The sequence below is a fragment of the Arthrobacter sp. NPDC058288 genome (assembly GCF_042880995.1).
Classification (GTDB): Bacteria; Actinomycetota; Actinomycetes; order Actinomycetales; family Micrococcaceae; genus Arthrobacter.
On sequence record NZ_JBHVYH010000001.1, the window covers coordinates 94,457 to 120,869 of the forward strand.

Annotated in this window: 23 protein-coding genes; 7 read left to right on the forward strand and 16 right to left on the reverse strand. The window is 65.5% G+C overall.

What is annotated here, in order from left to right; genetic code table 11:
- Nucleotides 1-73: 73 nt before the first annotated feature.
- A complete protein-coding gene (locus ACFVWT_RS00450; RefSeq protein ID WP_390244234.1) occupies nt 74-1,018 on the reverse strand; it encodes a metallophosphoesterase in 945 nt (314 codons plus the stop codon).
- A gap of 7 nt (nt 1,019-1,025) precedes the next feature.
- Nucleotides 1,026-3,326, reverse strand: a complete 2,301-nt coding sequence (locus ACFVWT_RS00455; RefSeq protein ID WP_390244236.1) for a transglycosylase domain-containing protein — start codon at nt 3,324-3,326, stop codon at nt 1,026-1,028.
- 37 nt (nt 3,327-3,363) lie between these two features.
- On the opposite strand from ACFVWT_RS00455, the gene ACFVWT_RS00460 reads away from it, so the two are divergent.
- Genes ACFVWT_RS00460 through ACFVWT_RS00470 form a run of 3 tightly spaced genes read left to right on the forward strand, consistent with a single transcriptional unit; the run spans nt 3,364 to nt 5,018 of the window.
- The gene (locus ACFVWT_RS00460; protein WP_011693223.1) at nt 3,364-3,519 is read left to right on the forward strand and encodes a DUF4177 domain-containing protein; all 156 of its coding nucleotides are present in this window, start codon (nt 3,364-3,366) and stop codon (nt 3,517-3,519) included.
- 2 nt (nt 3,520-3,521) lie between these two features.
- Nucleotides 3,522-4,091 carry a RidA family protein gene (locus tag ACFVWT_RS00465; RefSeq protein WP_390244238.1) on the forward strand — a complete coding sequence of 190 codons (570 nt, stop codon included), beginning with the start codon at nt 3,522-3,524 and terminating at the stop codon, nt 4,089-4,091.
- A 15-nt stretch (nt 4,092-4,106) separates the two neighbouring features.
- On the forward strand, nt 4,107-5,018 hold the full coding sequence (locus tag ACFVWT_RS00470) for an NUDIX hydrolase (RefSeq protein ID WP_390244240.1): 912 nt from the start codon (nt 4,107-4,109) through the stop codon (nt 5,016-5,018).
- A 99-nt stretch (nt 5,019-5,117) separates the two neighbouring features.
- Here ACFVWT_RS00470 and ACFVWT_RS00475 read toward each other — a convergent pair whose 3' ends face one another.
- The gene (locus ACFVWT_RS00475) at nt 5,118-5,795 is read right to left on the reverse strand and encodes a Crp/Fnr family transcriptional regulator (protein WP_011693220.1); all 678 of its coding nucleotides are present in this window, start codon (nt 5,793-5,795) and stop codon (nt 5,118-5,120) included.
- Between the two features lie 260 nt (nt 5,796-6,055).
- Here ACFVWT_RS00475 and ACFVWT_RS00480 point away from each other — a divergent pair, with 260 nt between their 5' ends.
- Entirely contained in the window at nt 6,056-7,240 is a 1,185-nt protein-coding gene (locus tag ACFVWT_RS00480; RefSeq protein WP_390244242.1) for a MarP family serine protease, read from the forward strand.
- A gap of 16 nt (nt 7,241-7,256) precedes the next feature.
- Here the strand turns inward: ACFVWT_RS00480 and ACFVWT_RS00485 are convergent, their stop codons facing one another.
- From ACFVWT_RS00485 to ACFVWT_RS00500, 4 genes are read right to left on the reverse strand one after another with little or no spacing between them, the layout of a single operon-like run.
- On the reverse strand, nt 7,257-8,276 hold the full coding sequence (locus tag ACFVWT_RS00485; RefSeq protein ID WP_390244244.1) for a DUF2332 domain-containing protein: 1,020 nt from the start codon (nt 8,274-8,276) through the stop codon (nt 7,257-7,259).
- A gap of 2 nt (nt 8,277-8,278) precedes the next feature.
- Nucleotides 8,279-8,755: a type II 3-dehydroquinate dehydratase gene (gene aroQ, locus ACFVWT_RS00490; protein WP_390244246.1), complete on the reverse strand. Its 477-nt coding sequence runs from the start codon at nt 8,753-8,755 to the stop codon at nt 8,279-8,281.
- 50 nt (nt 8,756-8,805) lie between these two features.
- On the reverse strand, nt 8,806-9,084 hold the full coding sequence (locus ACFVWT_RS00495) for an SRPBCC family protein (RefSeq protein WP_390244248.1): 279 nt from the start codon (nt 9,082-9,084) through the stop codon (nt 8,806-8,808).
- Between the two features lie 4 nt (nt 9,085-9,088).
- Entirely contained in the window at nt 9,089-10,453 is a 1,365-nt protein-coding gene (locus ACFVWT_RS00500) for an NAD(P)/FAD-dependent oxidoreductase (protein ID WP_390244250.1), read from the reverse strand.
- A gap of 182 nt (nt 10,454-10,635) precedes the next feature.
- Between ACFVWT_RS00500 and ACFVWT_RS00505 the strand changes: the two genes are divergently transcribed.
- A complete protein-coding gene (locus ACFVWT_RS00505; protein WP_390244252.1) occupies nt 10,636-11,586 on the forward strand; it encodes an SMP-30/gluconolactonase/LRE family protein in 951 nt (316 codons plus the stop codon).
- Between the two features lie 73 nt (nt 11,587-11,659).
- Here ACFVWT_RS00505 and ACFVWT_RS00510 read toward each other — a convergent pair whose 3' ends face one another.
- The 4 genes from ACFVWT_RS00510 to ACFVWT_RS00525 form a co-directional block, all read right to left on the reverse strand.
- Nucleotides 11,660-13,867, reverse strand: coding sequence for an alpha-galactosidase (locus ACFVWT_RS00510; protein WP_390244253.1), 2,208 nt, complete (start codon nt 13,865-13,867; stop codon nt 11,660-11,662).
- Between the two features lie 174 nt (nt 13,868-14,041).
- Nucleotides 14,042-15,382 (reverse strand): ABC transporter substrate-binding protein, encoded by a 1,341-nt coding sequence (locus ACFVWT_RS00515; protein ID WP_390244255.1) that lies wholly within the window; start codon nt 15,380-15,382, stop codon nt 14,042-14,044.
- A 45-nt stretch (nt 15,383-15,427) separates the two neighbouring features.
- Nucleotides 15,428-16,369 carry a carbohydrate ABC transporter permease gene (locus ACFVWT_RS00520; protein WP_390244257.1) on the reverse strand — a complete coding sequence of 314 codons (942 nt, stop codon included), beginning with the start codon at nt 16,367-16,369 and terminating at the stop codon, nt 15,428-15,430.
- A 12-nt stretch (nt 16,370-16,381) separates the two neighbouring features.
- Nucleotides 16,382-17,338 (reverse strand): carbohydrate ABC transporter permease, encoded by a 957-nt coding sequence (locus ACFVWT_RS00525; protein WP_390244259.1) that lies wholly within the window; start codon nt 17,336-17,338, stop codon nt 16,382-16,384.
- Between the two features lie 215 nt (nt 17,339-17,553).
- Here ACFVWT_RS00525 and ACFVWT_RS00530 point away from each other — a divergent pair, with 215 nt between their 5' ends.
- Together ACFVWT_RS00530 and ACFVWT_RS00535 are read left to right on the forward strand one after the other, a co-directional pair.
- Nucleotides 17,554-18,756, forward strand: coding sequence for a Gfo/Idh/MocA family protein (locus ACFVWT_RS00530; RefSeq protein WP_390244261.1), 1,203 nt, complete (start codon nt 17,554-17,556; stop codon nt 18,754-18,756).
- A 14-nt stretch (nt 18,757-18,770) separates the two neighbouring features.
- Entirely contained in the window at nt 18,771-19,790 is a 1,020-nt protein-coding gene (locus tag ACFVWT_RS00535) for a LacI family DNA-binding transcriptional regulator (RefSeq protein WP_390244263.1), read from the forward strand.
- A gap of 6 nt (nt 19,791-19,796) precedes the next feature.
- Here ACFVWT_RS00535 and ACFVWT_RS00540 read toward each other — a convergent pair whose 3' ends face one another.
- The 5 genes from ACFVWT_RS00540 to acs all read right to left on the reverse strand — a co-directional run bounded on the left by ACFVWT_RS00540 (nt 19,797) and on the right by acs (nt 26,232).
- Complete coding sequence (locus tag ACFVWT_RS00540) at nt 19,797-20,588, reverse strand: DeoR/GlpR family DNA-binding transcription regulator (protein WP_390244265.1); 792 nt, start codon at nt 20,586-20,588, stop codon at nt 19,797-19,799.
- 58 nt (nt 20,589-20,646) lie between these two features.
- On the reverse strand, nt 20,647-21,561 hold the full coding sequence (locus ACFVWT_RS00545; protein ID WP_390244267.1) for a carbohydrate ABC transporter permease: 915 nt from the start codon (nt 21,559-21,561) through the stop codon (nt 20,647-20,649).
- The gene (locus ACFVWT_RS00550; RefSeq protein ID WP_390244269.1) at nt 21,558-22,544 is read right to left on the reverse strand and encodes a carbohydrate ABC transporter permease; all 987 of its coding nucleotides are present in this window, start codon (nt 22,542-22,544) and stop codon (nt 21,558-21,560) included. The genes ACFVWT_RS00545 and ACFVWT_RS00550 overlap by 4 nt, the downstream gene beginning before the upstream one ends.
- A gap of 120 nt (nt 22,545-22,664) precedes the next feature.
- Nucleotides 22,665-23,975, reverse strand: a complete 1,311-nt coding sequence (locus ACFVWT_RS00555) for an ABC transporter substrate-binding protein (protein ID WP_390244271.1) — start codon at nt 23,973-23,975, stop codon at nt 22,665-22,667.
- A gap of 226 nt (nt 23,976-24,201) precedes the next feature.
- Nucleotides 24,202-26,232 carry an acetate--CoA ligase gene (acs, locus tag ACFVWT_RS00560; RefSeq protein WP_390247014.1) on the reverse strand — a complete coding sequence of 677 codons (2,031 nt, stop codon included), beginning with the start codon at nt 26,230-26,232 and terminating at the stop codon, nt 24,202-24,204.
- Nucleotides 26,233-26,413 lie beyond the last annotated feature (181 nt).

Below are 26,413 nucleotides of genomic sequence, written 5' to 3' on the forward strand. Positions count from 1 at the left end.
GGGGTACAGGGATCTTCCCCAGTCATTGCGTTTTGTAATGGGCCCTTGGCCGAGCCTGGCGAAACCTGGTCGCTCAGCGCTCCGTCAGCGTGAGCAGTACGGCCTCCGGGCGGCAGGCGATCCGTACCGGCGCGAAGCGCGAGGTGCCGATTCCGCCGGAGACGTTGACCGGCGTCGTGCGTCCATTGCTTTCCCAGTCGTTGAGGCCCTTGGCCCGCCACGTGGGGAGGTCGCAGTTGGACACCAGGGCGCCGTACCCGGGCAGGCAGATCTGGCCGCCGTGGGTGTGGCCGGCGAGCAGCAGGTCCGCGCCGTCCTCGGTGAAATGGTCCAGCACGCGCTGGTAGGGCGCGTGGATGACCGCCACGCGCAGGTGGGGCGTGTTGTCCTGACCCTTGGTCCCGCGGGGCCAGCCGGCGTAGCGCTCCAACTTGAGATGGGGATCGTCCACACCGGAGAAGTCAAAGCGCAGGCCCTTCAGCACCACGGACTGGTTTCGATTGGTGAGGTCCACCCAGCCGGACATCCCGAAGTAGGAGCGCAGCCTTGGCCAGTCGAGTTCCACGGGGTTCTTTTGGGCTTTTGACGGCCCCATCAGATAGGACGCCGGGTTCTTCAGGGTCGGTGCAAAGTAGTCGTTGGAACCGGGCACAAAGACGCCGGGAAATTGCAGGAGGGGTCCCAGCGCCTCCAGCAGCGGGTCGATCGCCTTGACGTGGCTGAGGTTGTCGCCGGTGTTGACCACCAGGTCCGGTTTCAGCTCCGCCAGGGAGGAGAGCCACTGCGCCTTCCGTTTCTGACCCGGGACGAAGTGGATATCGCTCAGGTGCAGGATCCGGAACGGACCGAAACCGGCGGGAAGGACGGGCACGGTTTCCTCGCGCAGGACGAACTGGTTCTTTTCCCACAGCCCGTACCCTGCCGTTGCCATGCCGGCCGCGGCGCCGGCTGCCGCAGTGACGGCAAGGCCGCGTCCGATGCTTCGGGCGCGGCCTGCCAGCGTTGTGTTGTCCCCCATCGGTGCCCTACCCGTTGCCCTTGCCGTTGTCCTTGTTGCTGGGCGCCGGAGCCGGAGCCTCGGTGGTGGGTGCCGGCGCCGGTGCCGGGGCCGTGCTCTGCGTCGTCGGGGTGGTCTGCCGCGTGGGCGTTCCATTGACCATGTTCGACGGCGGTGCAGTGAAGGGGTTGGTGCCGTATGCGGGCGCTATCTGGGACATGAAGTTCGAGAACATCGGCCCGGCGATCATGTAACCGTCGATTCCGGTGTAGAACTTGCCGTTGACGGTAACGTTCTGACCCGCGCGCTGCTGCGTTCCAAGCGCGTCACCGAACCACGCGGCGGTGGCCAGGCCCGTAGTGTGTCCCACCACCCACGTCGAGCCGTTGTTGTTGGAGGTACCGGTCTTGGCAGCGATGGGGAAGTTGGTCTTCGTGGAGATCCGCGGCTGGATCAATGAGCCGGAGCCCCGGTTGAGGACTTCCTGGAGGGCGTAGTTCACGCCGCGGGCGACCTCCGGCTTAAGGGCATCGCGGCAATTGGTGGACTGGGCCGGGAGCTGGGCGCCGGTCTGGTCCGTGACCGACGTGATGGCGATCGGGGCACAGTACTTGCCGTCATTCGCGAACGTGGCGAAGGCGCTTGCCATCGCCAGCGGCGACGTCTGCCTGGAACCGAGGAGGTTACCGAGCGTCGTCATGGTGATGGGCGGCGTCGGGTTGGTGATCTTGCCGTCGCCGTCCCTCTGCGGGAGGCCTTCGTGCAGGCCAACCGCGTCCACGACCTTCTGGATTCCGCACAGATCCACCCTGGCGGCGGTGGCAAACGTCATGGTGTTGATCGAGTTGGCCAGGCCGTCGAGGACCGTCATTGACTTGTAGTAGTTCGGCTCCGCGTTCTGGAGGTCCGTGGATTCGCCGTTGGTGCTGTCGTACCAGCCAACGGTCGGGGTCTGGCACGTGTTCTTCCACGGGAAGTTCTGCGGATAGCGACGAACCGCGCCGTTCAGGATCGTGTTCATCGAATTGCCCTCGTTGAGCCACTCGGCAAACGTGAACGGCTTCATGGTTGAACCCGGCTGGGCGCCGCCGAGTCCGTTGAGGTCGTTGCCGTTGGAGTCGTACTGGTCAACGCTGAAGTTGAGCTGGCTGTCGAACTTGCCGTCCCCGGCGAACCATACGGTGTTCTGCGCCATGTTGGTGATCTTGCCGGTGTTCGGCTGGACCGAAACCACCGCCGCACCCCACTTGTCCGGGTTGGCTCCGGCCGACGCGTCCACCTGGGCCTGCGCCGCGTTCTGGGCCTTGGGGTCGAGGGTGGTGGTGATGGTCAGGCCACCGCGGAAGATCTTCCGCTCGCGCTCCGTGGCGTCGGCGCCGTAGGCCGGATCGTTCAGCAGCAGGTGCAGGACATAATCACAGAAGTAAGGGGCGGTAGAAGCGTAGGCGCAACCCTGGCGGGCCGGGGTGACCTTGGTTTCCACCGGTGCGGCCACCGCTGCTTCGTACTCGGGCTGCTTGATCTTGCCCTGCGTGTACATTGCTTTGAGCACCAGGTCGCGGCGGTTCTTCGCGTTCTCGGGGTTGGTGATGGGGTCATAGAACGACGGGCTGTTCACTACGCCGGCCAGCAGCGCGGCCTGCGGGAGGGTGAGGTCCTTCGCGGTGGTGCTGAAGAAGAATTTCGAAGCCGCTTCAATGCCGTAGGCATCCCGGTTGAAGAAGACGATATTGAGGTAGCCCTCAAGGATCTGCTCCTTGGTGAACTTCTTCTCCAGGGCGATGGCCAGCTTCATCTCGCGGAGCTTGTCGCCCACGCCCTTGTTCACACCGTTGAGCTTGATGTCCTCGGTATTGCCTTCAGCTTCCAGCGAGGCATTGATGACGTTGTTCACGTACTGCTGCGTGATGGTGGACGCGCCCTGCTTGTTGCCGCGGGCCGTGCTGACCAGTGCGCGCATGATGCCGGTGGTGTCCACACCGCCATGCTCATAGAAGCGGCTGTCCTCAATGGCGATCACTGCATCCTTGATGTATGGCGACATCTGGTCCAGTGCAACGCGGGTGCGGTTTTCAGCGTAGAGGTTGGCGATCAGGCTGCCGTCAGAGGCGAGGATCTTGGTGGACTGGCTGGGCGGATCAACCTGCAGCTCTGCCGGGAGCGTGTCGAAGAACTCGATGGATCCGCTCGCCGTGCTGCCGGAAACGGCCGCCGCAGGGACCAGAAGGCCCGCCACCAGGACACCACAAATAGCGCTCACGCCAAGGAAAGCAAGGATCTTTCCGAGGGTGGTGGCCGTGTCGAATAAAGGGTTCTTACCAGTCGCCATGTTTTCCACTTTACCGGCAAGGACTAGTCTTTAGCTCATGACCAAATGGGAGTACGCCACGATTCCGCTCATTATTCACGCCACGAAGCAGATTCTGGACCAGTGGGGAGAGGACGGCTGGGAGCTCGTCCAGGTAGTCACCGGTCCTGACGGCAACGGCCTTGTTGCCTACCTTAAGAGGGAGAAGCAGTAGTTATGACAAGCCCTGCGGGCACGGCGCCGGAAACCCCGGCCCACGCCGAAAATCCGGCCTCCGGAGCGGAAAACGGAGCACCGGTTTCCGCCGTCGAACAGCGTCTGGCGGAGCTGGGACTGGTCCTTCCGGACGTTGCGGCCCCGGTGGCCGCCTACGTTCCGGCCGTCATCTCCGGCAACCATGTTTATACGTCCGGCCAGCTGCCCTTTATTAACGGCAAACTCGAAGCTACGGGCAAGGTGTCCACGGGCACCGAGGGCTACGCCGACGAGCCCACGGTTTCTCCCGAGGACGCCAAGCGCTTCGCCGCTGTCTGCGCCGTCAATGCCCTGGCCGCAGTCAAGAGCGTGATCGGCGACCTCGACCGCATCACCAGGATCGTCAAGGTGGTGGGCTTCGTTTCCTCCGATCCCACCTTTACCGGGCAGCCGGGAGTCATCAACGGCGCGTCCGAACTCCTGGGCAAGGTCCTCGGCGATGCCGGCCAGCATGCGCGGTCCGCCGTCGGCGTGTCGGTGCTGCCGCTGGACTCGCCGGTGGAAGTCGAACTGATCGCCGAATTTAGCTAAGGCCGGTCACTTCCCTTGCCCCAGTTAGCCCGTCGCTTGTTTGTGCTGCCTCCCGATCTTGAGGGGGCAGCACAAAGCTGGCTCGAACATGGCGAGCGGACACCGCGCGCCGCACGCTACGCCTCCTCCGTTGTCCTGTTGCGGGACTCTCCCACAGGGCTTGAAACCTGGCTGGGCTACCGGCCGGGTTCGTCCCCGCTCGGTGTCCTCGCTTTTCCCGGCGGCTCCCTGGAGGCGTCCGACGACGACTCCGTCGGCTGGCTGGGCCCTACGCCGCAGCATTGGGCGGAACAGATGGGAACGGCCGACGTCGGGCTGGCGCGCCGCCACGTGCTGGGGGCCATCCGCGAACTCTTTGAAGAAACAGGCGTCCTCCTCGCCGGCCCGGACTTCTCCACCACGGTGGAAGCCACCTCCACCCCCGAATGGATGCGCGCCAGGATTGCCGTGGCCGAACAGGAGAAGTCCTTCACGGACGTGCTGGCCAAACGCGGGCTGTCAATCCGCACCGACCTGCTCAAGCCGCTGGTCAACTGGCTCAGCCCTGACTTTGCCCACCGCCGCTTCAACACCCGCTACTTTGCCGCCACGGTGCCCGTGAACCAGCAGCCCACGCTCTTGGGAAGCAAGGGCGTATGGGGCCGGTGGGTATGCGCCAGCAGGGTTATCGCAGAACGTGATACCACCGCCCTGGGAGATGAAGTGGGCCAGGAAAACACGGTGGGCCTGAAACTCGGCCAGCTGCTGGTTCCCGGCTCCGAAATCATGCTCGAGAAGATGGCGGCCGCCAATGGGTGCATCGCCTACCTGAGCTACAAGCGCAAGCCGCACGTGTACCAGCCGAAGCTTGTCGAAGAAGACGGCAAGCTGATGCTCGAAGTCGAAGCCGCCAAAACCGTGGCAGGAGAGCCTCAGCGTGAGCGCTAAGCCGACCGGGGTCTAACACCCCGGTCGGTGAACCTGCAGAAGGCCGGCTCCGTTACCACGGGCCGGCCTTCTGCATGCGCTGTAAGGGTGTTGTGAGGACTAGCGGGAGCGCTGGCGGAGGCGCTGCATGTCCAGGATGACTACGGCGCGGGCTTCCAGGCGGAGCCAGCCGCGCTGCACGAACTCGGCCAGGGCCTTGTTCACGGTTTCGCGTGACGCGCCCACAAGCTGGGCCAGTTCTTCCTGCGTGAGCTCGTGTGCCACCAGGACGCCGTCGGTAGCCGGTCGGCCGAAGCGGTCGGCCAGGTCCAGCAGCGCCTTGGCCACGCGGCCCGGGACGTCGGAGAACACGAGGTCGGACAGGGAATCGTTGGTGCGGCGCAGGCGGCGGGCCAAGGCCTGCAGGAGCTGGGCCGATACCTCCGGGCGGGTGCGCAGGAGCGCGTTGAGGCTCTCGTTCTTCAGGCCGGCGAGGCGGGTCTCCGAGACAGCGGTCGCGGTTGCCGTGCGGGGGCTCGGATCGAAGAGGGCCATTTCACCGAAGAGTTCCCCCGGGCCGAGGATTGCCAGCAGGGACTCGCGGCCGTCCGGTGACGTGCGGCCGAGCTTCACTTTGCCGGAGACGATGAAGTAGAGCTGATCACCCTGGTCGCCTTCGCGGAAAACCGAGGCTCCGCGTGAGAGGTCCACCTCCGTGAGCTCGTCCGTCAGCAGGCGGAATGCCTCGTCGTCGAGCGTGGCGAATAGGGGTGCGCGGCGCAATACCTCGATGTCCATGAAATCTCCTGAGTAAATGTGTCGGCTGGGGCGCTTCAGCCATTGTTTCAGAATTTTGAAGGTTCTGTGACGTACTTGGCACGCGAAACGCCCGAAACGGCGCCTTGAAGGCACCCACGGGGACCATAGACGGCAGATTACGACGGCGGGATCGGGGTTTACCGGGCATCTTGCCGATTGCCGGGACGCCCTGCCGTCGTCGGCAAACTGCCAGGGTCCGCCCCTAGAATTAGGGCTTACCTGTTTTGTGAGGAGCCCGTGTGTTCGGCTTGACCATCCTGGACCTGGCGTTGATCCTGGTGCTGCTGTCGTACCTGATTTACGGCCTGCGCAATGGCTTCCTGGTGACCCTCGGCGGCATCGCCGGGTTTGTTGTTGGAGCCGTGGCCGCATTTGTTTCCGTGCCCGTCGTCAGCAACCTGGTGGAGGACAGCGGATGGCGGCTCACCGCCATCGTGGCCGCCGCCGTCGTGCTCATTGTCCTGGGGCACGCCCTGGGAACCATGATCGGCCGCAAAATCCGCAGCGCCGTGCGGATCCAGCCCCTGCGGGCCATGGACCGGCTGGTGGGCGGCGGAGTCAATGTGGTGGTGGCAGCGCTCGTCATGTCCATGCTGTCCTTCAGCATCAGCGCACTGGGCGTTCCGTTCGTGTCCCAGCAACTTGCTGAGTCCAAGGTCATCCGCTTCATCGACGGCCTGACGCCCGTGCCGGTGAAAACGGCCGTGGCGCAGCTGCGCTCCACCGTGATCGGCGACGGCATCCCTACGCTCATCGAGGGACTCGGACAAGGCCAGCCGGTGGCCATTCCCAACGCCAGCACGGACACGCCTGCCCTGAACCGGGCAGCGGAGTCCGTCCTGAAAATCGCCGGGACCGCCTACCAGTGCGGCCAGAACCAGACCGGAAGCGGTTTTGTGGTGTCGCCGGGGCGCGTTGTGACCAACGCCCATGTGGTGGCGGGCGTGTCGCAGCCGGTGGTGGAGATTCCCGGCGGGGGAGCCATGCCCGGCCGGGTGGTCTACTTCGATAGCCAGCATGACCTTGCGGTCCTTGCTGTGGACGGACTGCCGTCGTCCCCGCTCCAGCTGAGCGCCGACCTTCCTGCCGGCAGCCCGGCCGCTTTCGCTGGCTACCCGCACGGCGGGCCGTTCCAGTCCAAGCCGGCAACAGTGCAGGACATCACCACCGTTCTTGTCCCGGACATCTACGGCAGCAATGCGGCACCCGAAGATGTGTACCGGCTTGCCGGTGATGTCCAGCCGGGCAACTCCGGCGGTCCGCTCCTGACTACCGAAGGCCAGGTTGCCGGTGTGATCTTCGCCAAGGCAACCTCGGATGCCGATCTGGGCTTCGCCATCACCATGGACGACCTCGGTCCGGTGGCCGCCCAGGCGGCAGGGCTGAGCAGCCCCGTTTCATCCGGGCAGTGCATCCAGAAGTAGGCCGCCGACCGGAACCCTAGAGCCACTCCAGGGTCTGGCCGTGGGGGCCGGCAACGGCCACGGGTACGCCGTCCTGGAGGAGGAGGAACCTGCCGCGCAGGCGGGCATCGTCCATTTCCGGCACCACCACCGAGCCGTCGGCCTGGGCAATCACCGTGTGGCCTTCGTTGGACAGCCAGTGGCAGCCCCGCTCTGCCGCAAGAGTGCCGATGGTGGCCCGGAAGGCTTCCCGCTGTGGGGCGTCGAGGTAGGCCATCACCGCGCTGTGGAAGACCACCAGGGTTGCGTCCGGCGGGGCCTGGCCGGCCAATGACACCAGCTGCTCGTTGAGGTCGCCCGCCACCAGGAGGGGCGGATCCTGCCGCGCGATGGCGATGGCCCGGCGCAGCCGCTCACGGCGGAAGTCCTGCTCCGGCCAGATCAGGGCCTCAAGCCAGGCGACGTCGTCGGGGTTGTTGATGTCCAGGGGGTTCAGGTCGATCCCCGCCCGCCACACCACATCCGGGAGCCGTGGGGGAAGCGGAACGGCGCCCTGCACCGTGCACCGCAGCATCGGAGGCTCATCCGCCCTGGGCCGGGCCGCGTCCGGTTGCGGGGCCAGCCGGGTCACGGACGGCCCGCGGTGGTACTCGTAGGCGTACTTGTCGGGGTATAGCGCCAGCCCTGCGGAGGCGCCCACCTCGATCAGGGCCAGCGGTCGGCCCGAGGCCGCGGCGATGCCTGCGAGGGAGGGCAGCAGCGTGGCGCAGCGGCCGGCCTCATTGGTCTGGGTGGCACGGGAGAGCACGATCCGGGATACCTCGCCCCAGTTCGCGTCCAGGAACTCCCGGAACCCGGGGTAAGGGGTGATTCCCGCGCCGAGGAACCGGGCGGCAGCGAGGATCAGCAGCGGCTGGCGTTTGTTGTGTGGCCACTGCTCGATGCGGCGGATCAGTTCCGGATCGTCGGCGATTCCCAGCGACCATTCGGCGTAGCAGGGCGAAGAAGACGGAGCATCGACAGTCCCGAAGTTCCGGTACCAGTCCGCCGTGTCCATGGTCAGGCCTTGCCGGCGTTCAGTTCTGCGAGGTATTCGACGGCGAACCGGTAGCCCATGACCCCGGCACCGGCTATCACGGCCTTACTGATGTCCGAAAGGTAGGAATGGTGCCGGAATTCCTCGCGGGCGTGGACGTTGGTGATGTGGACCTCCACAGCAGGCAGCTGTACAGCGGAGATGGCGTCGCGGATGGCCACGGAAGTATGCGTGTACGCGCCGGCGTTGAGGACGATGCCGATGGCCTTGCCGCGGGCTGCGTGAATGGCGTCAACCAGTGCGCCCTCGTGGTTGGACTGGAAGCATTCAACCTCCAGCCCGTAGCTTGCGGCGGCATCCTTGGCCAGCTGTTCGACGTCGGCCAGCGTGGCAGTGCCGTACTTCTCCGGTTCCCGGGTACCCAGCAGGTTCAGGTTGGGCCCGTTGAGGACCAGGATGGTGCCGCGGCCGGCGTCGGCGGCGGTGGAGGCTTCAGTCATGTCAGCCAATCTATCGCTTTGCGGGCGGCGTGCGTCGTTCTTTACGGCTGTCACCCGGCCGTCCGGCCGGGGGCACCGACCGCGAACCGGTCCCCGCCGGCCACCGACCACGACCAGGACCGGCCCGCGTCGAATTCCGTCAGAGTGAACGGCAGGCGTATGCCGGGCAGCGTCCGCACCCGGCCGGTGCTGCCGGCCTTGAGGCAGGGCGAATCGAGTACGGCACCTGTTACTGACGGCCCCCAGTCCGGCCAGCGCCCGACGTCGGTGAGCAGCTCCCACACGTCCGCGGCGGACGCCGTGATGTGCCGCGACACTGAAAACCGCATGCGGCTAGCCGAAGTCGGGGCGCAGGACCGCCTGCGCCGCGTGGTGTCCGCTGGCGAGGGCACCCTGGATGGAAGCGGTGGCGCGGTAGTCGCCGCAGAGGAAGAGGCCAGGCGAGGCCTCGGCCGGCAGCGGAGAAGCCAGCGGAGGCGGCTGGACGGGCAGGGCCTGGGGCACTTCGTGCCTGGCCACCAGTTCCCAGGCTGTCGCGTCCGAACCGTAGATCTCGGCGGCGTGCTGGCGGACCTCGTCTTCACCGGGCACCGGCCGTCCCGCGCCGAACAGTGCCGACGTCTGCACCAGATGCCTGCCCGCGGGTGCGTACCCGGGCGCCGCGTTGGAAACGACGGCGGTGTTGACCAAAGGCCCCCCGCGAGGCTCCCGGGCATCGACGCAGAGCATGTTGAGCCGCGATGGCGGCTCGCTCGCCGCAAACCAGTGCGTCAGCACGCCCTTCATGGCCGGCCTGCTGCCACCCGCCGCGCTGCCGCCTGCCGCCGGCCCGCCGTCGTTGTATCCACGGGCCAGGGGCCCGGCACTGACAGGATCCGTGGCCAGCACCACCTGCTCCGCCCGGAGCTCGGCGCCGGCGGCCCGGACCAGCAGGGAACCGCCCTCGCGCCGGATGGACTCCACCCTGGTCCGGGTGCGCACCGGGGCGGCAAGGGAAGCCGCCAGCTGCCTGGGGAGCGCCTGCATGCCCAGCCGCGGCAGCCCAGGCACGCCTAACGCGAAAGTGCGCAGCAGGAGCCGGGCGAAGTCATTGGAGGTGCTGCCGTCGTCTTCCAGGAGAACCCCCGCGAAGAACTGCTCCACCACGCGGCGGAGTTCGCCCGAAAAGCCGGCCTCGTCCAGCGCCTGCCGCAGCGCGACATCCCGCTCGGACTTTCCGGTGAGGAGGCGGCCGGCAAGGCGCCTGCCGGCGCGACGTCCGCCGTCGAGACGCCCGCCGTCGTCATAATGCCCCCAGGACCGGACAAATGCGGGAGCCGCCCAGCGGAGGAGGGCCGCCGCATCACGCGGCGTGGCTATGCCGCTGCCAAGGGTCCGGGCGATCAGCCGGGGTTCGCGCAGCGGGTGGGCCAGCACGGCGAAACCGGCATCGCGCCGGACGCCCAGCCCGGCGCCGAAAGGCTGCAGCTCCAGCGCGCCCACGTCAACCCAGCGGCGGACGGCCGGGTAGGCGGGGTTCAGCACCTGGAACCCGCGGTCCACCAGGAAGCCGTCCACCTGTTCCGTGCGGATCCGGCCTCCGACGTCGTCGGCTGCTTCCCACACCTGCACATCACGCCCGGCAGCCTGCATTTCGCGGGCACACTGGAGCCCCGCGAGCCCGGCACCGACCACCAGGACTTCACACGAATCGGTCATGGTTCATCTTGGCACGGCCGGCCGGGCGCACGGCCGGACGGGCGCATCCCGCGGCCCGGGGCCCGCAATTCCCCGCGACTCTGGCCACCCTTCGGGGCGGTGCCTAGACTTGAAGGACCATCGTGCGGAGCTCCCGTACCGGTCAGCTCGCGCGGAAAGCCCGATCTGGAGAGAGCGTCATCATGCGCTACAAAAATGTGGATTCAGCAAAAGCAATTCGCCGTGCCGCCGTGGGACTTGTAGCCCTCGCAGCACTCATAATTCCGGCGCCGCTGGCCTCTGCCAGCCCGCCGTCAGCCAAGGGCGATGACAAGGTCATTGAGCTTCCCGGGGCCTCGTCCGCCGAGGGCATTGCCGAAGGAGAGGGCACCACCTTCTTCGCCGGGGACCTGTTCAAAGGCGACATTTTCCGCGGAGACATTCGCCGAGGAACCGCCAGGCTCTATATTGACGTTCCCGATGGCCGGATGGCCGTTGGCATGAAGGTGGACGTGGAGAACGGCCTGCTCTTTGTTGCCGGTGGCACCACCGGCCAGGCCTATGTCTACGACACGGATTCAGGAAAGACCGTGGCCACCTACCAGCTGACCACGCAACCGGCGTTTATCAATGATGTCGCAGTGACCCCCGACGGTGCCTGGTTCACCAACTCCCTCAAGGGCGAGCTGTACTTCGTCCCGGCGGACCGCCACGGCAAACCGGGGGAGGCCAAAACGCTCGAACTGACCGGACCGGCAGCGGCCACTCCGGGGGACTTCAACCTTAACGGCATAGCGGCCGTCCGGGGCGGCCGGACCCTGATCGTGGCCCACACCGCCAACGAGGCCCTGTACACGGTGGACCCGGAGTCAGGTTCCAGTGCCGAGATCGCCGGCGCCAAGCTCCCGAACGTGGATGGCATCGTGGCGAGGGGGAACACCCTGTGGGCCGTGCAGAACATGCTCAACCAGGTGAGCCGCGTCCGGCTGGACTCCAGGCTGGATTCCTTCGAGGTCAGGGACGTGATTACCAGCCCTGACTTCCAGGTCCCGACGACGGCGGCCCTGTTTGGCGGCACTCTCGCCGTGGTCAATGCGAAGTTCGGCGTACCCGGGGCCAGCACCTTCGAAGTCGTCCTCACCGGCGCCCGCTAAGCGGTCATGGAAAACAAACAGCCTGCCGGCCGGGTGGTACCCGGCCGGCAGGCTGTTGTGGGACGCGTTGACGCTACACGGCCCGGAAGCTGAGCAGCAGGGCGTGCTCCGGGTTGAGGACGGGCATGGGCAGGCCCACCTCGGCCAGGAACCGGCCGCTGGCTTCTGCACCCTCGGCCAGCCAGGCCGGAGGTTGCGCCTGAGTGAAGTTGTGCGCGTAGTCAGCATCACCGGGCGTCGGGAAGATGGCCTCCACGCGGTAGCTGCGGTCTTGGTCCAGTCCCGGAACGGTGATGCGGCCCGGCCGCTCCGCGAACGAGGTCCTGGTGCTGACCAGCGCGAACAGTGCTGCCGTGTCTCCCGTTACGGGGGAGCCTTGGGAAACGACGCCGTGCAGCATCAGAGAATCGTCGGCAACATCCGCCCGGACCATCCGGCCCGAGTGGATCAGGCCGCGGTGCTCCTTGTAGAGCCCGATGAAGCGCTTGAGTTCTTCGCGCTCCGCGCCGTGGACCTGGCGGACGTCCCACTCGAGGCCGAAGTGTCCGAAGAAGGCGGTGATGGCGCGGAACGAAACGTCATGCGTGCGGGCCGTGGTGTGGGACGTGGTGGGGCCGATGTGTCCTCCGACCAGCTCCGGCGGCACCACCAGCCCTGTCCAGCGCTGGATGGTCTGGCGTTCCAGGGCATCGTTGCAGTCCGAAGCCCAGATCCGGTCCGTGCGTTCCAGGATGCCCAGGTCCACGCGTGCCCCGCCGGAGGAGCAGCTCTCGATCTCGAGGCCGGGATGGGCTTTCCTGAGCTCGTCGAAGAGGCGGTAGGCGGCCAGGGTCTGTTCGTGCACGGAGGCGCGCCCCGCGTGGCCGTGCTCGGTGAGGTCCCGGTTCTGGTCCCACTTCAGGTAGCTGATGTTGTTTTCGCGCAACAGTGCGTCAATGCGGTCGAAGACGTACTGCCAGGCTTCGGGGTTGACCAGGTCGATGACGTGCTGGTGGCGCCAGGTCAACGGCAGCCGGCCGCCGTCCTTGTGGGACCGTGTGGCGGGCCCAACGATCCAGTCCGGGTGGGCGCGTGCGATGTCCGAGTCCAGGTTGATCATTTCGGGCTCCACCCAGAGGCCGAATTCCATGCCGCGGGAGGTGACGGCGTCGATCAGGGGCGTGAGGCCGTCCGGCCAGAGGCCTTCATCCACGTACCAGTCGCCCAGGCCTGCCTGGTCGTGACGGCGGCCGCGGAACCAACCGTCGTCGAGCACGAAGCGCTCCACCCCCAGGTCCGCCGCGGAATCGGCCAGTTCGACCAGCGTGCCGAGATCGTGGTTGAAGTAGACGGCTTCCCAGACGTTCAGCACCACAGGCCGGGCCTTGCCGGTGCCCGCAGTGCCTGCTCCTGAAACGGCTGACGGCGCAGGCAGCACGTGGTGCGGCCGGCTCCTGAACCAGCTGTAAAAAGCTTCGCTGATGCCGTCCAGGCCACGGTCCGAGTAGGCCGCGAAGAGAGCGGGAGTGGTGTAGCTGCCGTTCGCCTGGAGGACCACTTCGGCGGGACCCAGAAGCTCGGAACCTCCGATCACGGTCCGTCCGTCCCCAATGCTGTCCGCGAACTGCTCATGGTTTCCGCTCCAGGCAAGGTGGGTGGCCCAGACCTTGCCGTGGCGGTTGCCGAAGCCTGCCGTGCCGGCGGCCAGCAGCAGGGAGGAGTCGTGGCCGGTGCGGCCGTGGCGGCCGGTCCGCACCCAGGTGCCCTGCTGGACGGGCCGGCGCTGCGGGTGGCGTTCACGGCACCAGCGTCCGGTCAGGTCAAGGAGTTCGACGGCGTCGGGAGCCACCGGCAGCACGGTGGCCAGTTCGTCGAGCTGAAAGGGGGAAGTGCCGTTGTTGGTGACGGTGTGGCGCATTTCCAGCAGCCCGCCGTCGTGCAGTTCCAGCGTGGATTCAACGGTGATGCCGGCGTCCGGATCGGACTGAACAATCACGGCGGAACTTCCACCGGTCCTGACGTCCGTGACGCGGAGGCGGACGGAAAAGTCGTAGCCGGGCAAGCCGTCGGCGATCCGGTGCCCCCGGAGGGCCGGGCGTCCGCGCCAGCTCGAGGATGCCTGCGGAAGCAGCCCAGCGGGGACGGCGGCGTCGATGGCGGAAGGCGGGATCGGTTCGCCGAGGATGGCCAGATCGGGAAGCGAAGCGCCCAGATCGGCGCCCCAGTGAATGACCTCGGCCTCCCCGCTGTCGAAGCTGATCACCAGGCTGGTGCCGGCGGAGCGGAGGTGCAGGGGATCCATGGGGGTTCTCTTTCGTTGTGGCGGTCGTCCGGTGACGCTGCCGGCGGGGTTCGTATGGTGTGTTTTGTCAGTACGTGCGGGGTGGAGCGCCCCGGGCGCCGCCGCTTCGCGAGGATGAAACGGCGGCACCGGGGCCGTGGCTGCGACCACTTACGCAGCCACTACAGGTGCGATCTACTTGAAGAGATCGTTCACCTGGTTGTTGGCTTCGGTCAAGGAGCTGGCAGGCTTCTTGCCGGAGAGCACGGCGTCCATTGCGGGCTTCATGATGCCGTCAACCTTTGCCGCTTTGTCCGCGATGGGGAAGAGGAACGTGGTGCCTTCCTCGACATGGGTGGTGAAGGCTGAGACGTCGGTGCCCTTGGCCTTGAACGCTTCAGCTGCCTTTTCGGAGGAGCTGGTGATGGCGGGGAAGACGACAGCCTTGGAGGCCACAACGTCCTGGCAGGCGGTGGAACCGAGGTATTCAACCCACTTGACGGATGCTGCCGGGTTCTTGGTGCCCGCCCAGACGGAGTCGGCCAGGCCGTTGAACATGCTGGCACGCTTGCCGTCGGGCCCCTTGGGGGTGGGGGCGAACGCAGTCTCCACGCCCTTGTAGGACTTGTACTGGCCGATCAGCCAGTCGCCTGTGGTGTTGATGGCGGCCTTGCCCGCGCCGAAGTTGTCAGCCAGGCTGGCGCCCACTGTGGTTTCCAGCTTGGGCATGTAGCCCTTCTCGATCAGGCCCGCCCACCAGGCGATGGTTTCCTGGAACTTGGGGTCGTCGTAGTTGAACTTGGTGCCCCACGGGTTCTTGTCCGTGTGGGTCCAGCCCGTGGTGGCGCTCAGGAAGCTCCACTCCGTTTGGCCCTGGCCGGAGCCGCTCCCTGCGAGGCCCAGCCCGTAAACGGCCACGTTGTTCTTGTCGAAGCCGGGCTCGTCGCCGCGCTTGCCGCTCTTGTCCACGGTCAGGTGCGCGATCGCCTTCTCGTAGCTGCCGCCGTCCTTCGGGTTCCATTCCAGGTTCGCCATCTGCTCGGCCGTCAGGCCGGCCGAGTCGGTCATGGCCTTGTTGTAGAACAGGCCAACGGTGTCCCAGTCCTTCGGCAGACCGTAGCGCTTGCCGTCCTGGCCGACCCAGAGCTCGGGCAGGCCCTTCGTGTAACTATCCAGCTTGATGCCGTCCTTGGCGACGGCGTCGTCGAGGGAGAGCAGCTGCTTCTTCGCCGCGTACTCGGGGTACTTGGAAAGGTGGTTGGTGAAGACGTCCGGCGCGGTGCCGGCGACGAAGCCGTTGGTCAGCGTCGTCCAGTAGTCGTCCCAGCCGCGCTGCGTGATCTTGACCTTGATGTCGGGGTTGGCCTTGGTGAAATCGTCAGCGCACTGCTGGTAGGCGGGGAGCTGGTTGGCGTCCCACAGCCAGTAGTTGATTTCACCCTTGGCCTCGGTGGAGGCGGTGCTGCCTCCGCCGCAGGCGGACAGTGAGAGTGCGATTGCCGCGGCGGCAGCTGCGACGCCGATGGTTTTCTTCATGATGGACCTTTCGAGGTGATTCTTGGGAGGAGGGAAGCGAGGGGGTTACTTGATACCGGAGAAGCCGATGGAATTGACCACCTTCTTGCCGAAGGCAATGAACAGCAGGAGCACAGGGAGCGCGGCGACGAGCGTGGCGGCCATCAGTCCGGTCCAGTCGGGGGCGCCCTGCGGTGACTGGGATTTGAAGACGCCCAGGCCCACGGTGAGCACGCGGACGCTTTCGTCCTGGCCCACCAGGAGCGGCCAGAAGTATTCGTTCCACTGGCCGATGAAGGTCAGCAGGGCCAGCGTGGCCAGGGGTGCAGCGGCGTTGGGGAGGACGATCTGGAAGAAGATCCGCAGGTGCTTGGCGCCGTCCAGCATGGCGGCCTCTTCCACTTCCCGGGACATGCTGAGGAAGAACTGGCGAAGGAAGAAGATGGCGAACGGTGTCATGAACAGGAAGGGCAGTGTCATGCCGGCGAATGTGTTGAGCAGGCCCAGGTTCTTGATCATGAGGAAGTTGGGCAGGGCGGTGAAGATCGGCGGGACCATCATGGTGGCCAGGAACAGGCTGAACACCACGTTCCGTCCGGGCCACCGGAGCCGCGAGAAGGCATAGGCGGCCATCGCGCTGAAGAACACCTGCCCCGCGGTGGTAACGGTGGCGAAGATGACCGAGTTCCGCAAGTAGAGCCAGAAGTTGATCGCGGCACCCGAGCCGCCCTCGGCAATGGCCTCTTCGGGGCTCTGCATGCCCAGAACCCGCTTGAATGCGCCCAGGTTGAAGTCAGCGGGCAACAGGTTGCCGGCGTTGGAGGCCAGCGAGGCGTTGGTGGACAGTGCGGTGCGGAGCATCCAGAGGAAGGGTGCCACGGTGACGGCGACTGCGACGGCGACGAGGGCCCATGCTCCGACGCGCCGCCAGTTCACGGGCTTCCTGGCGGAATTCCGGCGGGGAGAGGCGATGACGGACTTCTTGCGGGTAATCGTGGAGTTGCTCATGGCTGGGGTTCCTTAGTCCAGATCCGATTCGTTGCCCTTGAGGAACTTCATTTGCACGAAGGCCACCAGGGCAAGAATGAGGAAGAGAATGACGGACAATGCCGATGCGTAGCCGAAGTCCGATTCGCCGAAGGCCTTTTGGTAGATGTACATCTGGATGACCCGGGAGGCGTTGATGGGGCCGCCGCCGGTCGTCACTGCGACGGTGTCGAACACCTGGAATGAGCCGATCACGGTGACGACGAGCACCAGCACCAAGACGGGGCGCAGGAGCGGCATGGTGATGCTCCAGAAGGTCCGGGTGGGGGAGGCTCCGTCCAGGGAGGCGACCTCATAGACGTGGTTGGGGATTGACTGAAGCCCTGCGAAGAGCAGCAGGGCCGTGTAGCCCATGTGCCGCCAGACGTTGACTGCGGCGATGGTGGGAATGGCCCACTGCTCGCTTCCGAAGAAGGCGATGCGCGGCAGGCCCATCCAATTGATGATTTCGTTGACAATGCCGATCTGGTAATCGAGCATCCAGAACCACAGCAGGGCGACGATCACGTTGGCCACCAGGAAGGGCAACAGCAACGCACCGCGGATGAACGTGGACTTGGCCACCCGGTGCATGAGGAGTGCCAGTCCCAGGGCGATCACGGTCTGGAAGCCGATGTTCAGCCCCACGTACTGGAGGGTGACGCCCATGGCGTTCCAGAAGAGTTCATCGCCAAGCATGGCGGTGTAGTTCTTGATGCCGATCCAGGTGGGGTCTCCCAGGATGCTGTATTCGGTGAAGCTGAGATAGACGCCCCGGATGGTGGGGACCAGATAGAAGAGAACAAAGCCGATCATCGCCGGGAAGATGAACAGCAGGGCCATCTTCAAGTCGCCCAGTCGGCGGAGCCGGCTCATCCCGGCCGGCTGTACCGCCTTCGGGCGGCGGGCCCGGGCTGCCGGGTTCTGTTGCTGCTTGGTAAGGGTGGTCATCTTCGACCCTTTCCTGACTGTGATGTGGGTAACAACTGGAGATGAATCTACACGAGTAGATTGAGTGTGGCAAGTATTTTTTCAAGTCAACACTGAAAGATGCCGCTACTTTGCTGCTTATCGTTGACTCGAGTAGATTCCGGTGGAAGACTCGCGGTAAGCCCGCAGGGGCCACTCGTGCCCGGTACCTCGGGCCAATCAGGGAAAGGTAAACAATGACGTTTTCAATCGGAGTCGTCGGCGTCGGACAGTTCGGCGGCCATTTCGCCCACCTCTTCAAGCTCCATCCGGGAGTCGGTGAGGTCTACGTCGTCGACGAACGCCCGGAACGCGCCGCCGCAGCGCTTGAGCGTTGGGGGCTTGACGGCACCAAGGGAAGCTTCGAGGAGCTCTTGGCGTCCGACGTCGACGCCGTCGCCATCTTCACGCAGCGCTGGACCCACGGTCCCCTGGTGGAACAGGCGCTGCGCGCCGGAAAGCATGTCTACTCCGCTGTTCCGATGGCGGTTTCGGAAGAAGAGATCGAACGCATCATCGCGGCCGTGAAAGAAACCGGGCTTGTCTATGCGATGGGCGAGACCAGCTACTACAACCCCGCCACCGTCTACGCCCGCAACCAGCACGCAGCAGGCAAGTTCGGCCGGATCTTCTACAGCGAAGGTGACTATGTCCACGACATGGACCTCGGCTTCTACGACGCCTACCAGTACAGCGGCGGAGAATCGTGGAAGTCGACGGCGAGCTACCCGCCCATGCTGTACCCCACCCACGCCATCGGCGGCGTTCTGGGGGCGCTGCCATCGCACGCGGTCAGCGTCAGCTGCATCGGAGTCCGGGACGACCGCAACGACGGCGTCTTCGACAAGGACGTGAGCATGTTCGGCAACGACTTCTCCAACGCCACGGCACTTTTTGAACTGAACGACGGCGGCGCCATGCGCACCAACGAGATGCGCCGCGTGGGCTACCCGTCGCACATCCGTGAATCACGCTTCCGCTTCTTCGGCACCGAGGCGAGCTTTGAGCAGCTTGCCAAAGTGACGGTGTGGCAGGACAAGGAAAACGTCCACGACATCTCCGAGCAGGTGGAAACCCGGCCCAGCATCCCGCTGGATGACCCGTCGCTGGCCGACGTTGCCCCCGAACTGCGTGACGCCTTCATTTCCGGTCTTGCCCCTGTGCACGACCGCGGACGCCTGCCGGAGGAATTCCTCGGTGCCCCGAACGGCCACGAGGGAAGCCACCAGTTCCTGGTGGACGACTTCGTGACGGCGGTCAACGAAGGGACGCTTCCGCCCGTCAACGCCTGGGTGGCCGCGCGCTTCACCCTTCCCGGGATCGTGGCCCACGCCTCGGCCCAGCAGAACGGCGAACGGCTGCCAATCCGCGATTTTGGCGATGCTCCGCAGGGTGCATAGCTAGCATGTATTCCATGACCATTCCCGCAACGCACCCCACCCGAGGCCCGGTAACCCGCAAGGATGTTGCCCGCTATGCGGGCGTGAGTACGGCTGTGGTCAGTTATGTGGTCAACGGCGGCCCGAAACGGGTGGCGCCGGCCACGGAAGCGAAGGTCCAGGACGCCATCCGCGTCCTGGGCTACCGCCCCAATGCCGCGGCACGGGCGCTGAAGCTCGGGTCCAGTGAGACCATCGGGCTGATCATTCCCGACAACAGCAACCCGTTCTTCTCCTTGCTGGCGCACGCGGTGGAGGATGCTGCGGGCGCACTCGGCTACGCGCTGTTCCTCACCAATTCCGACGGCGACCTCGCCAAGGAACGCCGGAACATCCGGAACCTGGCCGCCCGCCAGGTGGACGGGGTGGTGCTGGCAAGCGTCCTCTCCGAACCCGACCTTGCGGACCTTGAATCGGCGGAGATTTCATCGGTCCTGCTCAGCCATAGCGAGAGGCCCGCGGGGGTCACCAGCGTCGGGGTGGACCTCGCCGCAGGCGCCCGCACTGCCGTGGAACATCTCATCGGGCACGGCCACACCAACATCGGCCTGGCCATGGGAACCACCACGGCCAACGAGGCCGACGACCGCGAGCAGGGCTGGCTGCAGGCACTCAAAGCCGCCGGTTTGCCCGAGGGCACCATCGCGCGCAGCGCCTTCACCCGGGATGGAGGCTACGCGGCCGGCAAACGCCTGCTGGCGTCGGGGCACCGGCCCACCGCCATCTTTGCGAGCTCGGACATGCAGGCCGTGGGCATCCTCCGGGCCCTCCATGAAGCCGGACTCTCCGCTCCGGGGGACATTGCCCTGGCCTCCTTCGACGGATCAGTGGAGGCTGAATATTCGTGGCCGCCGCTGACCACCGTTGAACAGCCGGTGCGCGACATGGCGGAAGCCGCGGTGCGCGCGCTGGTGGGAGCGGGCCGCGGCGAGCCGCCTCGCCACCACGTCTTCCCCACCCGGCTGCTGATCAGGCAGTCCTGCGGCTGCCCTTAGCGGCGGCTATCCCGCGTTGGCGATCCGCAGCCGGCTGACGCTCTCCTGCAGGATCCGCCGCGCGTCGGCGCTGAGCCCGGCGTCGCTGATGACCTCGTCCGCCTCCTCGAACCCGGCAATGGTGCTCATGCCCTGGGTGCCCCACTTGGTGTGGTCGGCCACCACCACCACCTTGCGTGATGCCGCCACGAACGCGCGGTCCGTCTCGGCCTCCAGCAGGTTGGGCGTGGTGAAACCGGCATCCGGATCCATGCCGTGCACGCCCAGGAACAGAAGGTCCAGATGCAGCTGCTTCAGCGCCGCCGTCGCAATGGGTCCAACCAGCGCGTCCGACGGCGTGCGCTCGCCGCCGATCAGGATCACCGTGGAACCGTAGCGTCCAGCCCCGGAGGACGAGCCGAGATGGAAAAGATCGGCAATGCGGATGGAGTTGGTCACCACTGTGATGCGCGGGCCGTTGACGAGTTCCTTGGCCAGCGCCCATGTGGTTGTTCCGGCGCCCAGCCCCACCGCCATCCCCTCGTGGACCAGCGAAGCCGCCTCCAGGGCGATGGCCCTCTTCTCCGCCGTGAGCTGCGTTGACTTCTGCTCAAAGCCGGGCTCATGCGTGCTGGCATCGCCGGGGAGCTTGGCACCGCCATGGATCCGCTCCACCTGGCCACCCTCCTCGAGCAGCTCGATGTCCCGCCGAACGGTCATCAGCGACACACCCAGCTGCTGGGCGAGGTCCGAGACCCGGACCACCCGCTCGCGCTGGACGGCGTCCACGATTGCCTGGTGGCGTGCTGCGGGGAGCATGGAGTTCCTTTCGGGCTGCGGCTGGGGGAGTGCTGTCCCCGTCAGCTTCCATCATGGTCTACCCCTTGGAAGAACCAAGAGTCAGCCCTGCAACAAACTGCCGCTGCAGGAGCAGGTAGATCACGAGTGTGGGGATGACCGTGATCACCGCGCCGGCCGCCAGGAGATTGTAGTTGTTCAGGAACTGGCCCTGGAGGTTGTTGATGGCGGTGGTGATCGGGAGCCGGTTGCCGCTCTGGATGAAAAGCAGCGGCCAGAAATAGTCGTTGTAGATGAAGATGACCTGCAGCGTCCCCAGCGCGGCGAAGGCTGGCCGGCACAGCGGAAGGATGATCTCCCGGTACTGCCGCCAGATTCCGGCACCGTCCACCAGGGCTGCTTCGGTGAGGTCGGCGGAGAGCGCCTTCATGTAGTTGGACAGGACGAACGTGCAGAAGCCCATCTGGAAGGCCGTGTTGACCGCGATGACGATGATGTAGGTGTTCAGCATGTTGCCGGAATCGCTGAAGGAGTAGGGCACCTCGAAGTGTTTGGCCATCTCGAACAACGGCGCGGCAAGGACCTGCGGCGGCAGGAGGTTGCCGGCAGTAAACATGATGAGCAGGGTGATGTTGAACTTCCAGCTCACCCTGCTTACGGCGAACGCCATCAGGGAAGCCAGGAACAGGGTCAGGAACACGGCCGGAACCGTAATGATCACTGAGTTCCAGAAGTAGGTTGCGAATCCGCCCTGTGTCCAGGCCTGGATGAAGTTATCGAAATTGAAGTCGCCCGCCAGGCTGAAGTAGCCGTGTTCGTTGGTGGAGGCCACCGGGCGGAGCGCGGTGAAGACGGACCAGCCCAGCGGGATCAGCCACATGACCGCCATGACGGTGAGGAAGATGTGGGTTCCGTAATGGCGCTTCGGCCTGCTGCCGGACCTGGGGGCGGGGGAGGCGTCTTTCCTGCGGGCGCGGACTGTGGCGGTGCTCATGCTTTGTTCTCCTTGCCAAAGGTGCGGCTGAGGTAGAAGACGATGGGGACGAGGGATATGACCAGGAGCACTACTGCCAGTGCCGAACCGACGCCGATCACCTGGCCTTCGCCCACCAGGTTCTGGATTACCAGGGCACTGAGCATTTCCAGGCCGTTGGTGCCGCGGTTGATGACGTAGACGACGTCGAAAGCGCGCAGCGATTCGATGATGGTGATGACCACAATCACGATGTTGATGGGCCGCATGGCCGGGAAGACCACCCGGAAGAAGGTCTGGACGGCGCTCGCGCCGTCGATGGCGGCGGCCTCCTTCAGGCTGGGGTCCACGCCCTTGAGCCCGGCCAGGTAGAGGAGCATGACGTATCCGGCGTGCCGCCAGGTGGCCGCGATCATGGCGGCCCAGATGTTGACGGAGGAATCGCCGAACCAGTCCACGGCCTGGGGCGTCCCGGCAGTGCCCAGGAGGAAGTTCAGCAGGCCGTTGTCCCGCTGGTAGAAGAGCTGCCAGATGATGCCGATCAGGGCAAGAGACAGCATCACCGGTGCGAAGAAGATGCTCTGGTAGATCTTGCTGCCGCGGATGTTCTGGTCCAGCAGCACGGCCAGCAGCAGGCCCAGGGGCGTGGCGATGAGGGCCAGGAACAGGAGCCACAGCATGTTGTGCTGCACCGCCGGCCAGAACGGCGGGTAGTCCTGGGAAATGAATTGGTAGTTGTCCACGCCGGCGGGGCGGATGTCCCCCAGGTCCAGCCCGTTCCACCGGGTGAAGCTGAGGCCAACGGACATCAGCATGGGCAGCCATACCAGGGTCAGTTCGATCAGGGTGGGGATGCCCACCATCAGTGCCAGGACCACTTTGTCCTGCCGGGACAGGCGGCGGACCCGGCCGCCCCTGGCCCGCCGGTTCTTGGCCCGCTTTCCGGAAGCGTCTTCAGGCTCCCGTGATTCCGGCGGAATCAGTTCTCTTGCAGTGCTGCTCATGGAAATGTTTCCCTCGATTGGTCCGGTTACCGGGAAGGCGCGACGACGGCGGAAGGCTGTGCCGCCGTCGTCGTTCCTTCCTGGATGGGTGCCTGTGATGCGCGGCTGACGGAGCCGCGACTATTGGGCGGCGTACAACGTCTTGGCCTGTGCTTCGAGGTTCTTGACGTCCATCTTGCCGTCCTTGATGAAGCTCTGCAGGGCCGGGATCATCACGTTGTTGGCCATGGCCGGAAGGGCGTCGCGGTCGAAGAACTGGCTGATGTATTTTGCGTTCGCGATGGTGTCCGCACACGCCTTGTTGAGGGGCGTGAACTTGGACGTGTCCGTGCCCTTGGCCGTGGCGATGTTCGACGAGTCCACCGCGGCGTAGGCGTCCTGGGCCTCGGCAGTTCCCAGGTAGGCCATGAAATCGCGGGCAGCCTTGTTCCCGCCGCCCTTCTTGGACAGCAGGAGGCCGTCGATGGGGGCTTCTACGGCGTCGCGGCCTTCCATGGCGATCTCCGGGAAGGCGAAGAATCCGATGTCCGCCAGGACGGCGGGGTCGGTGAACTGCTGGGTCACGAAGGATCCGAGCAGGTACATGCCGGTCTTCTTGGCCTCCAGTGCCTTTGCCGCATCCTGCCACGTCTGTCCGAGGGCGGCGGGGTCCTGGAAGGGGAGGAGCTCGGCCCACGTGTCAAAGACTGCGCTGACCTTCTGCTGGTCCCAGGATTCCTTATGAGCGCAGAGGTCCACGTGGAACTGGTAGCCGTTCAGCCGCATGTTGATGTAGTCGAAGGTGCCCATGGCCGGCCAGCCGTCCTTGTCAGCAAAGCCGATCGGAATGATGCCGTCGGTCTTCATCTTGGTGGCCAGCGCCTTGAGCGCGTCAAAGGTCTCCGGAACCGCGTAGCCCTTCTCTGCCCAGAGGCTCTTCCGGTAGAAGAAACCCCACGGGTAGTTGTAGTTGGGGACGAAGTACATCTTGCCGTCCGGGCCGGTGGAAGCCTTCTTCAGCGCGTCGGAGTAGTTGGCGCCGATGCTCTCCCAAACGTCGTCGATCGGAGCGAGCAGTCCCTTACCCGCGTAGTACTGCATGCGGTAGCCGGCAAACCACGTGAAGGTATCGTCCGGGGAGCCCTGCAGGTAGGAATTGATCTTGTTCTGGAAATCGTTGTGCGGCACCACGTTGGTGGTGACTTTCTTGCCGGTCTTGGCAGTGAAGGCATCGGTGACGGCCTGGTACGCCCGCTTGGGGACATCGTCCGAGGATCCTGAACCGAAAGTGAGGCCGGGGGAGTCGGAACCCGTCGCCGACGGCCCGCTCCCGCCCGTACAGGCTGCCAGGAACGGAATGCCGGCCAGGCCTGCCGCGCCGACGCCGACGGTCTTGAGGATGGTCCGCCGGCTCGGATAAGCACTTGCCGCCGCATCAAACTGTGCTGCCATGTTCTCTCCCTTGAAAAATAGCTGCATGTGAGGCACCTCACATACCTTGACTATAACCTCTCAAAAGAGAACAGGAAAGAACGGGAAACAACATTCTGGGTGCATTTTGTATTTGAATCGTCACAAAGCGGCGCGGCCCCGCTTTTCCGCGCTGACGCGGGAAAAACGGGGCCGGCTGAAGGCCGTCAACCGGGCTTCCGGGCGGCTCTTGCTTTCTGGGCGAGTGTTACTTTCTGAGCGACTGGGCGATCTGTGCCATGACCGTGTTGTCCGCCAGGGTAGTGGCATCGCCGACTTCCCGGCCTTCAGCGACGTCCTTGAGGAGGCGGCGCATGATCTTCCCGGACCGGGTCTTGGGCAGCTCCGGCACCACCAGGATGGTCTTGGGCTTGGCGATCGGACCGATCTCCTTGCTCACGTGGTTGCGGAGTTCCTGGACGATCGCGTCGCCGGAGTCCACTGCGTCCTCGCGGAGGATCACGAACGCCACGACGGCCTGGCCCGTGGTTTCGTCGGCAGCGCCCACTACGGCGGCCTCCGCCACGGCCGGGTGGCTGACCAGGGCCGATTCGATCTCCGCAGTGGAAAGCCGGTGGCCGGAGATGTTCATCACGTCGTCCACCCGACCTAGGAGCCAGACGTCGCCGTCGTCGTCCTTCTTGGCGCCGTCGCCCGCGAAATACATGGTCTCGAAACGCGACCAGTAGGTCTCCTTGAAGCGTTCAGGGTCACCCCAAATGCCGCGCAGCATGGCCGGCCAGGGCTCGCGGATCACGAGGTAGCCGCCGGCCCCGTTTGGCACGGACTCACCGGCTTCGTCGACGACGTCCACGGCGATGCCGGGCAGCGGCACCTGCGCGGAGCCTGGCTTGGTGGCGGTGACGCCCGGCAGCGGGGCGATCATCTGGGCACCCGTTTCGGTCTGCCACCAGGTGTCCACGATCGGGGCCGGGTTTTCCTTCTTTTCGCCGTTCTTCCCCGCGTTGGAGCCAATGACTTCCCGGTACCACATCCAGGCCTCGGGGTTGATGGGTTCGCCCACGGAGCCCAGGACCCGGATGGAGGAGAGGTCGAACTTGGCCGGGATCTCTTTGCCCCACTTCATGAAGGTCCGGATCGCCGTGGGTGCGGTGTAGAGGATGGACACCTTGTACTTCTCGATGATTTCCCACCAGCGGCCCTGGTGCGGGGAGTCCGGGGTGCCCTCGTACATGACCTGGGTGGCTCCGTTGACGAGCGGGGCGTAGGCCACGTAGGAGTGGCCGGTGATCCAGCCGACGTCGGCCGTGCACCAGTACACGTCCGTCTCCGGGTGCAGGTCGAACACGGCCTTGTGGGTGTAGGCGCCCTGGGCCAAGTAGCCGCCGGTGGTGTGCAGGATGCCCTTGGGCTTTCCCGTGGTGCCGGAGGTGTAGAGGATGAACAAGGGGTGCTCGGAGTCATGGCCTACGGCGGTGTGCTCCGGCGACGCGGCGTCCACGGTATCCGCCCACCAGTGGTCCCTGCCTTCGTGCCAGTCCACGTCCTGGCCGTTGCGTTTGACGACGATCACGTTCTCGACGGTGTGGCCGCTGCCGTTCCCCTCGTGGGACAACGCGTCGTCCACCGCATGCTTAAGCGAGCTGGGCTTGCCGCGGCGGTAGGTTCCGTCGGCTGTGACCACGAGCTTGGCTTCGGCGTCGTCGATCCGTGAGCGCAGCGCCTCGGCGGAGAAGCCGCCGAACACCACCGAGTGGATGGCGCCGATCCGGGCACAGGCCAGCAGCGTGATGACTGCCTCGGGGATCATGGGAAGGTAGACGGCCACGCGGTCGCCCTTGGCCACGCCGAGGGACTCGAAGGCGTTGGCGGCCTTCTTCACCTCTTCGGTCAGCTGCGCGTAGGTGTACGTGCGGGTGTCGCCCGGTTCGCCCTCAAAATAGATGGCGACCCGCTCCCCAAGCCCGTTCTCCACATGGCGGTCCAGCGCGTTGTAGGCGGCGTTGATCTCGCCGCCGACGAACCACTTTGCGAAGGGAGGGTTGGACCAGTCGAGTGTCTGGGTGAAGTCCTTGCTCCAGGTGAGCAGCTCGCGGGCCTGCTTCGCCCAGAATGCGGGACGGTCGGCGTCGGCCTCTGCGTAGTCGGCAGCGGTGACCACCGCGTTGGCGGCGAACTCAGGAGTCGGGGCGAACTTCCGGTCCTCCTGGGAGAGGTTCTCGAAGGCATCGCCCTGCGGGGGCGTTGTCGTGGTGGAGCCTGGGGTCTGCTGGGACATGGTGAACCTCATCATTCATCGATCTTTGCTGCGCGGGACGGACCGTCACCGGCCGCAGCCGGGCCGCATGCGCGACATCGGGCAGCGGCTGATCACGGCTGTACCGCAAAGAGCTGTTCCGAAATACACACTAATACCTGCCCCGCGGCGTGCGTGTGCCCCGTCACATAGTGAACCGTGA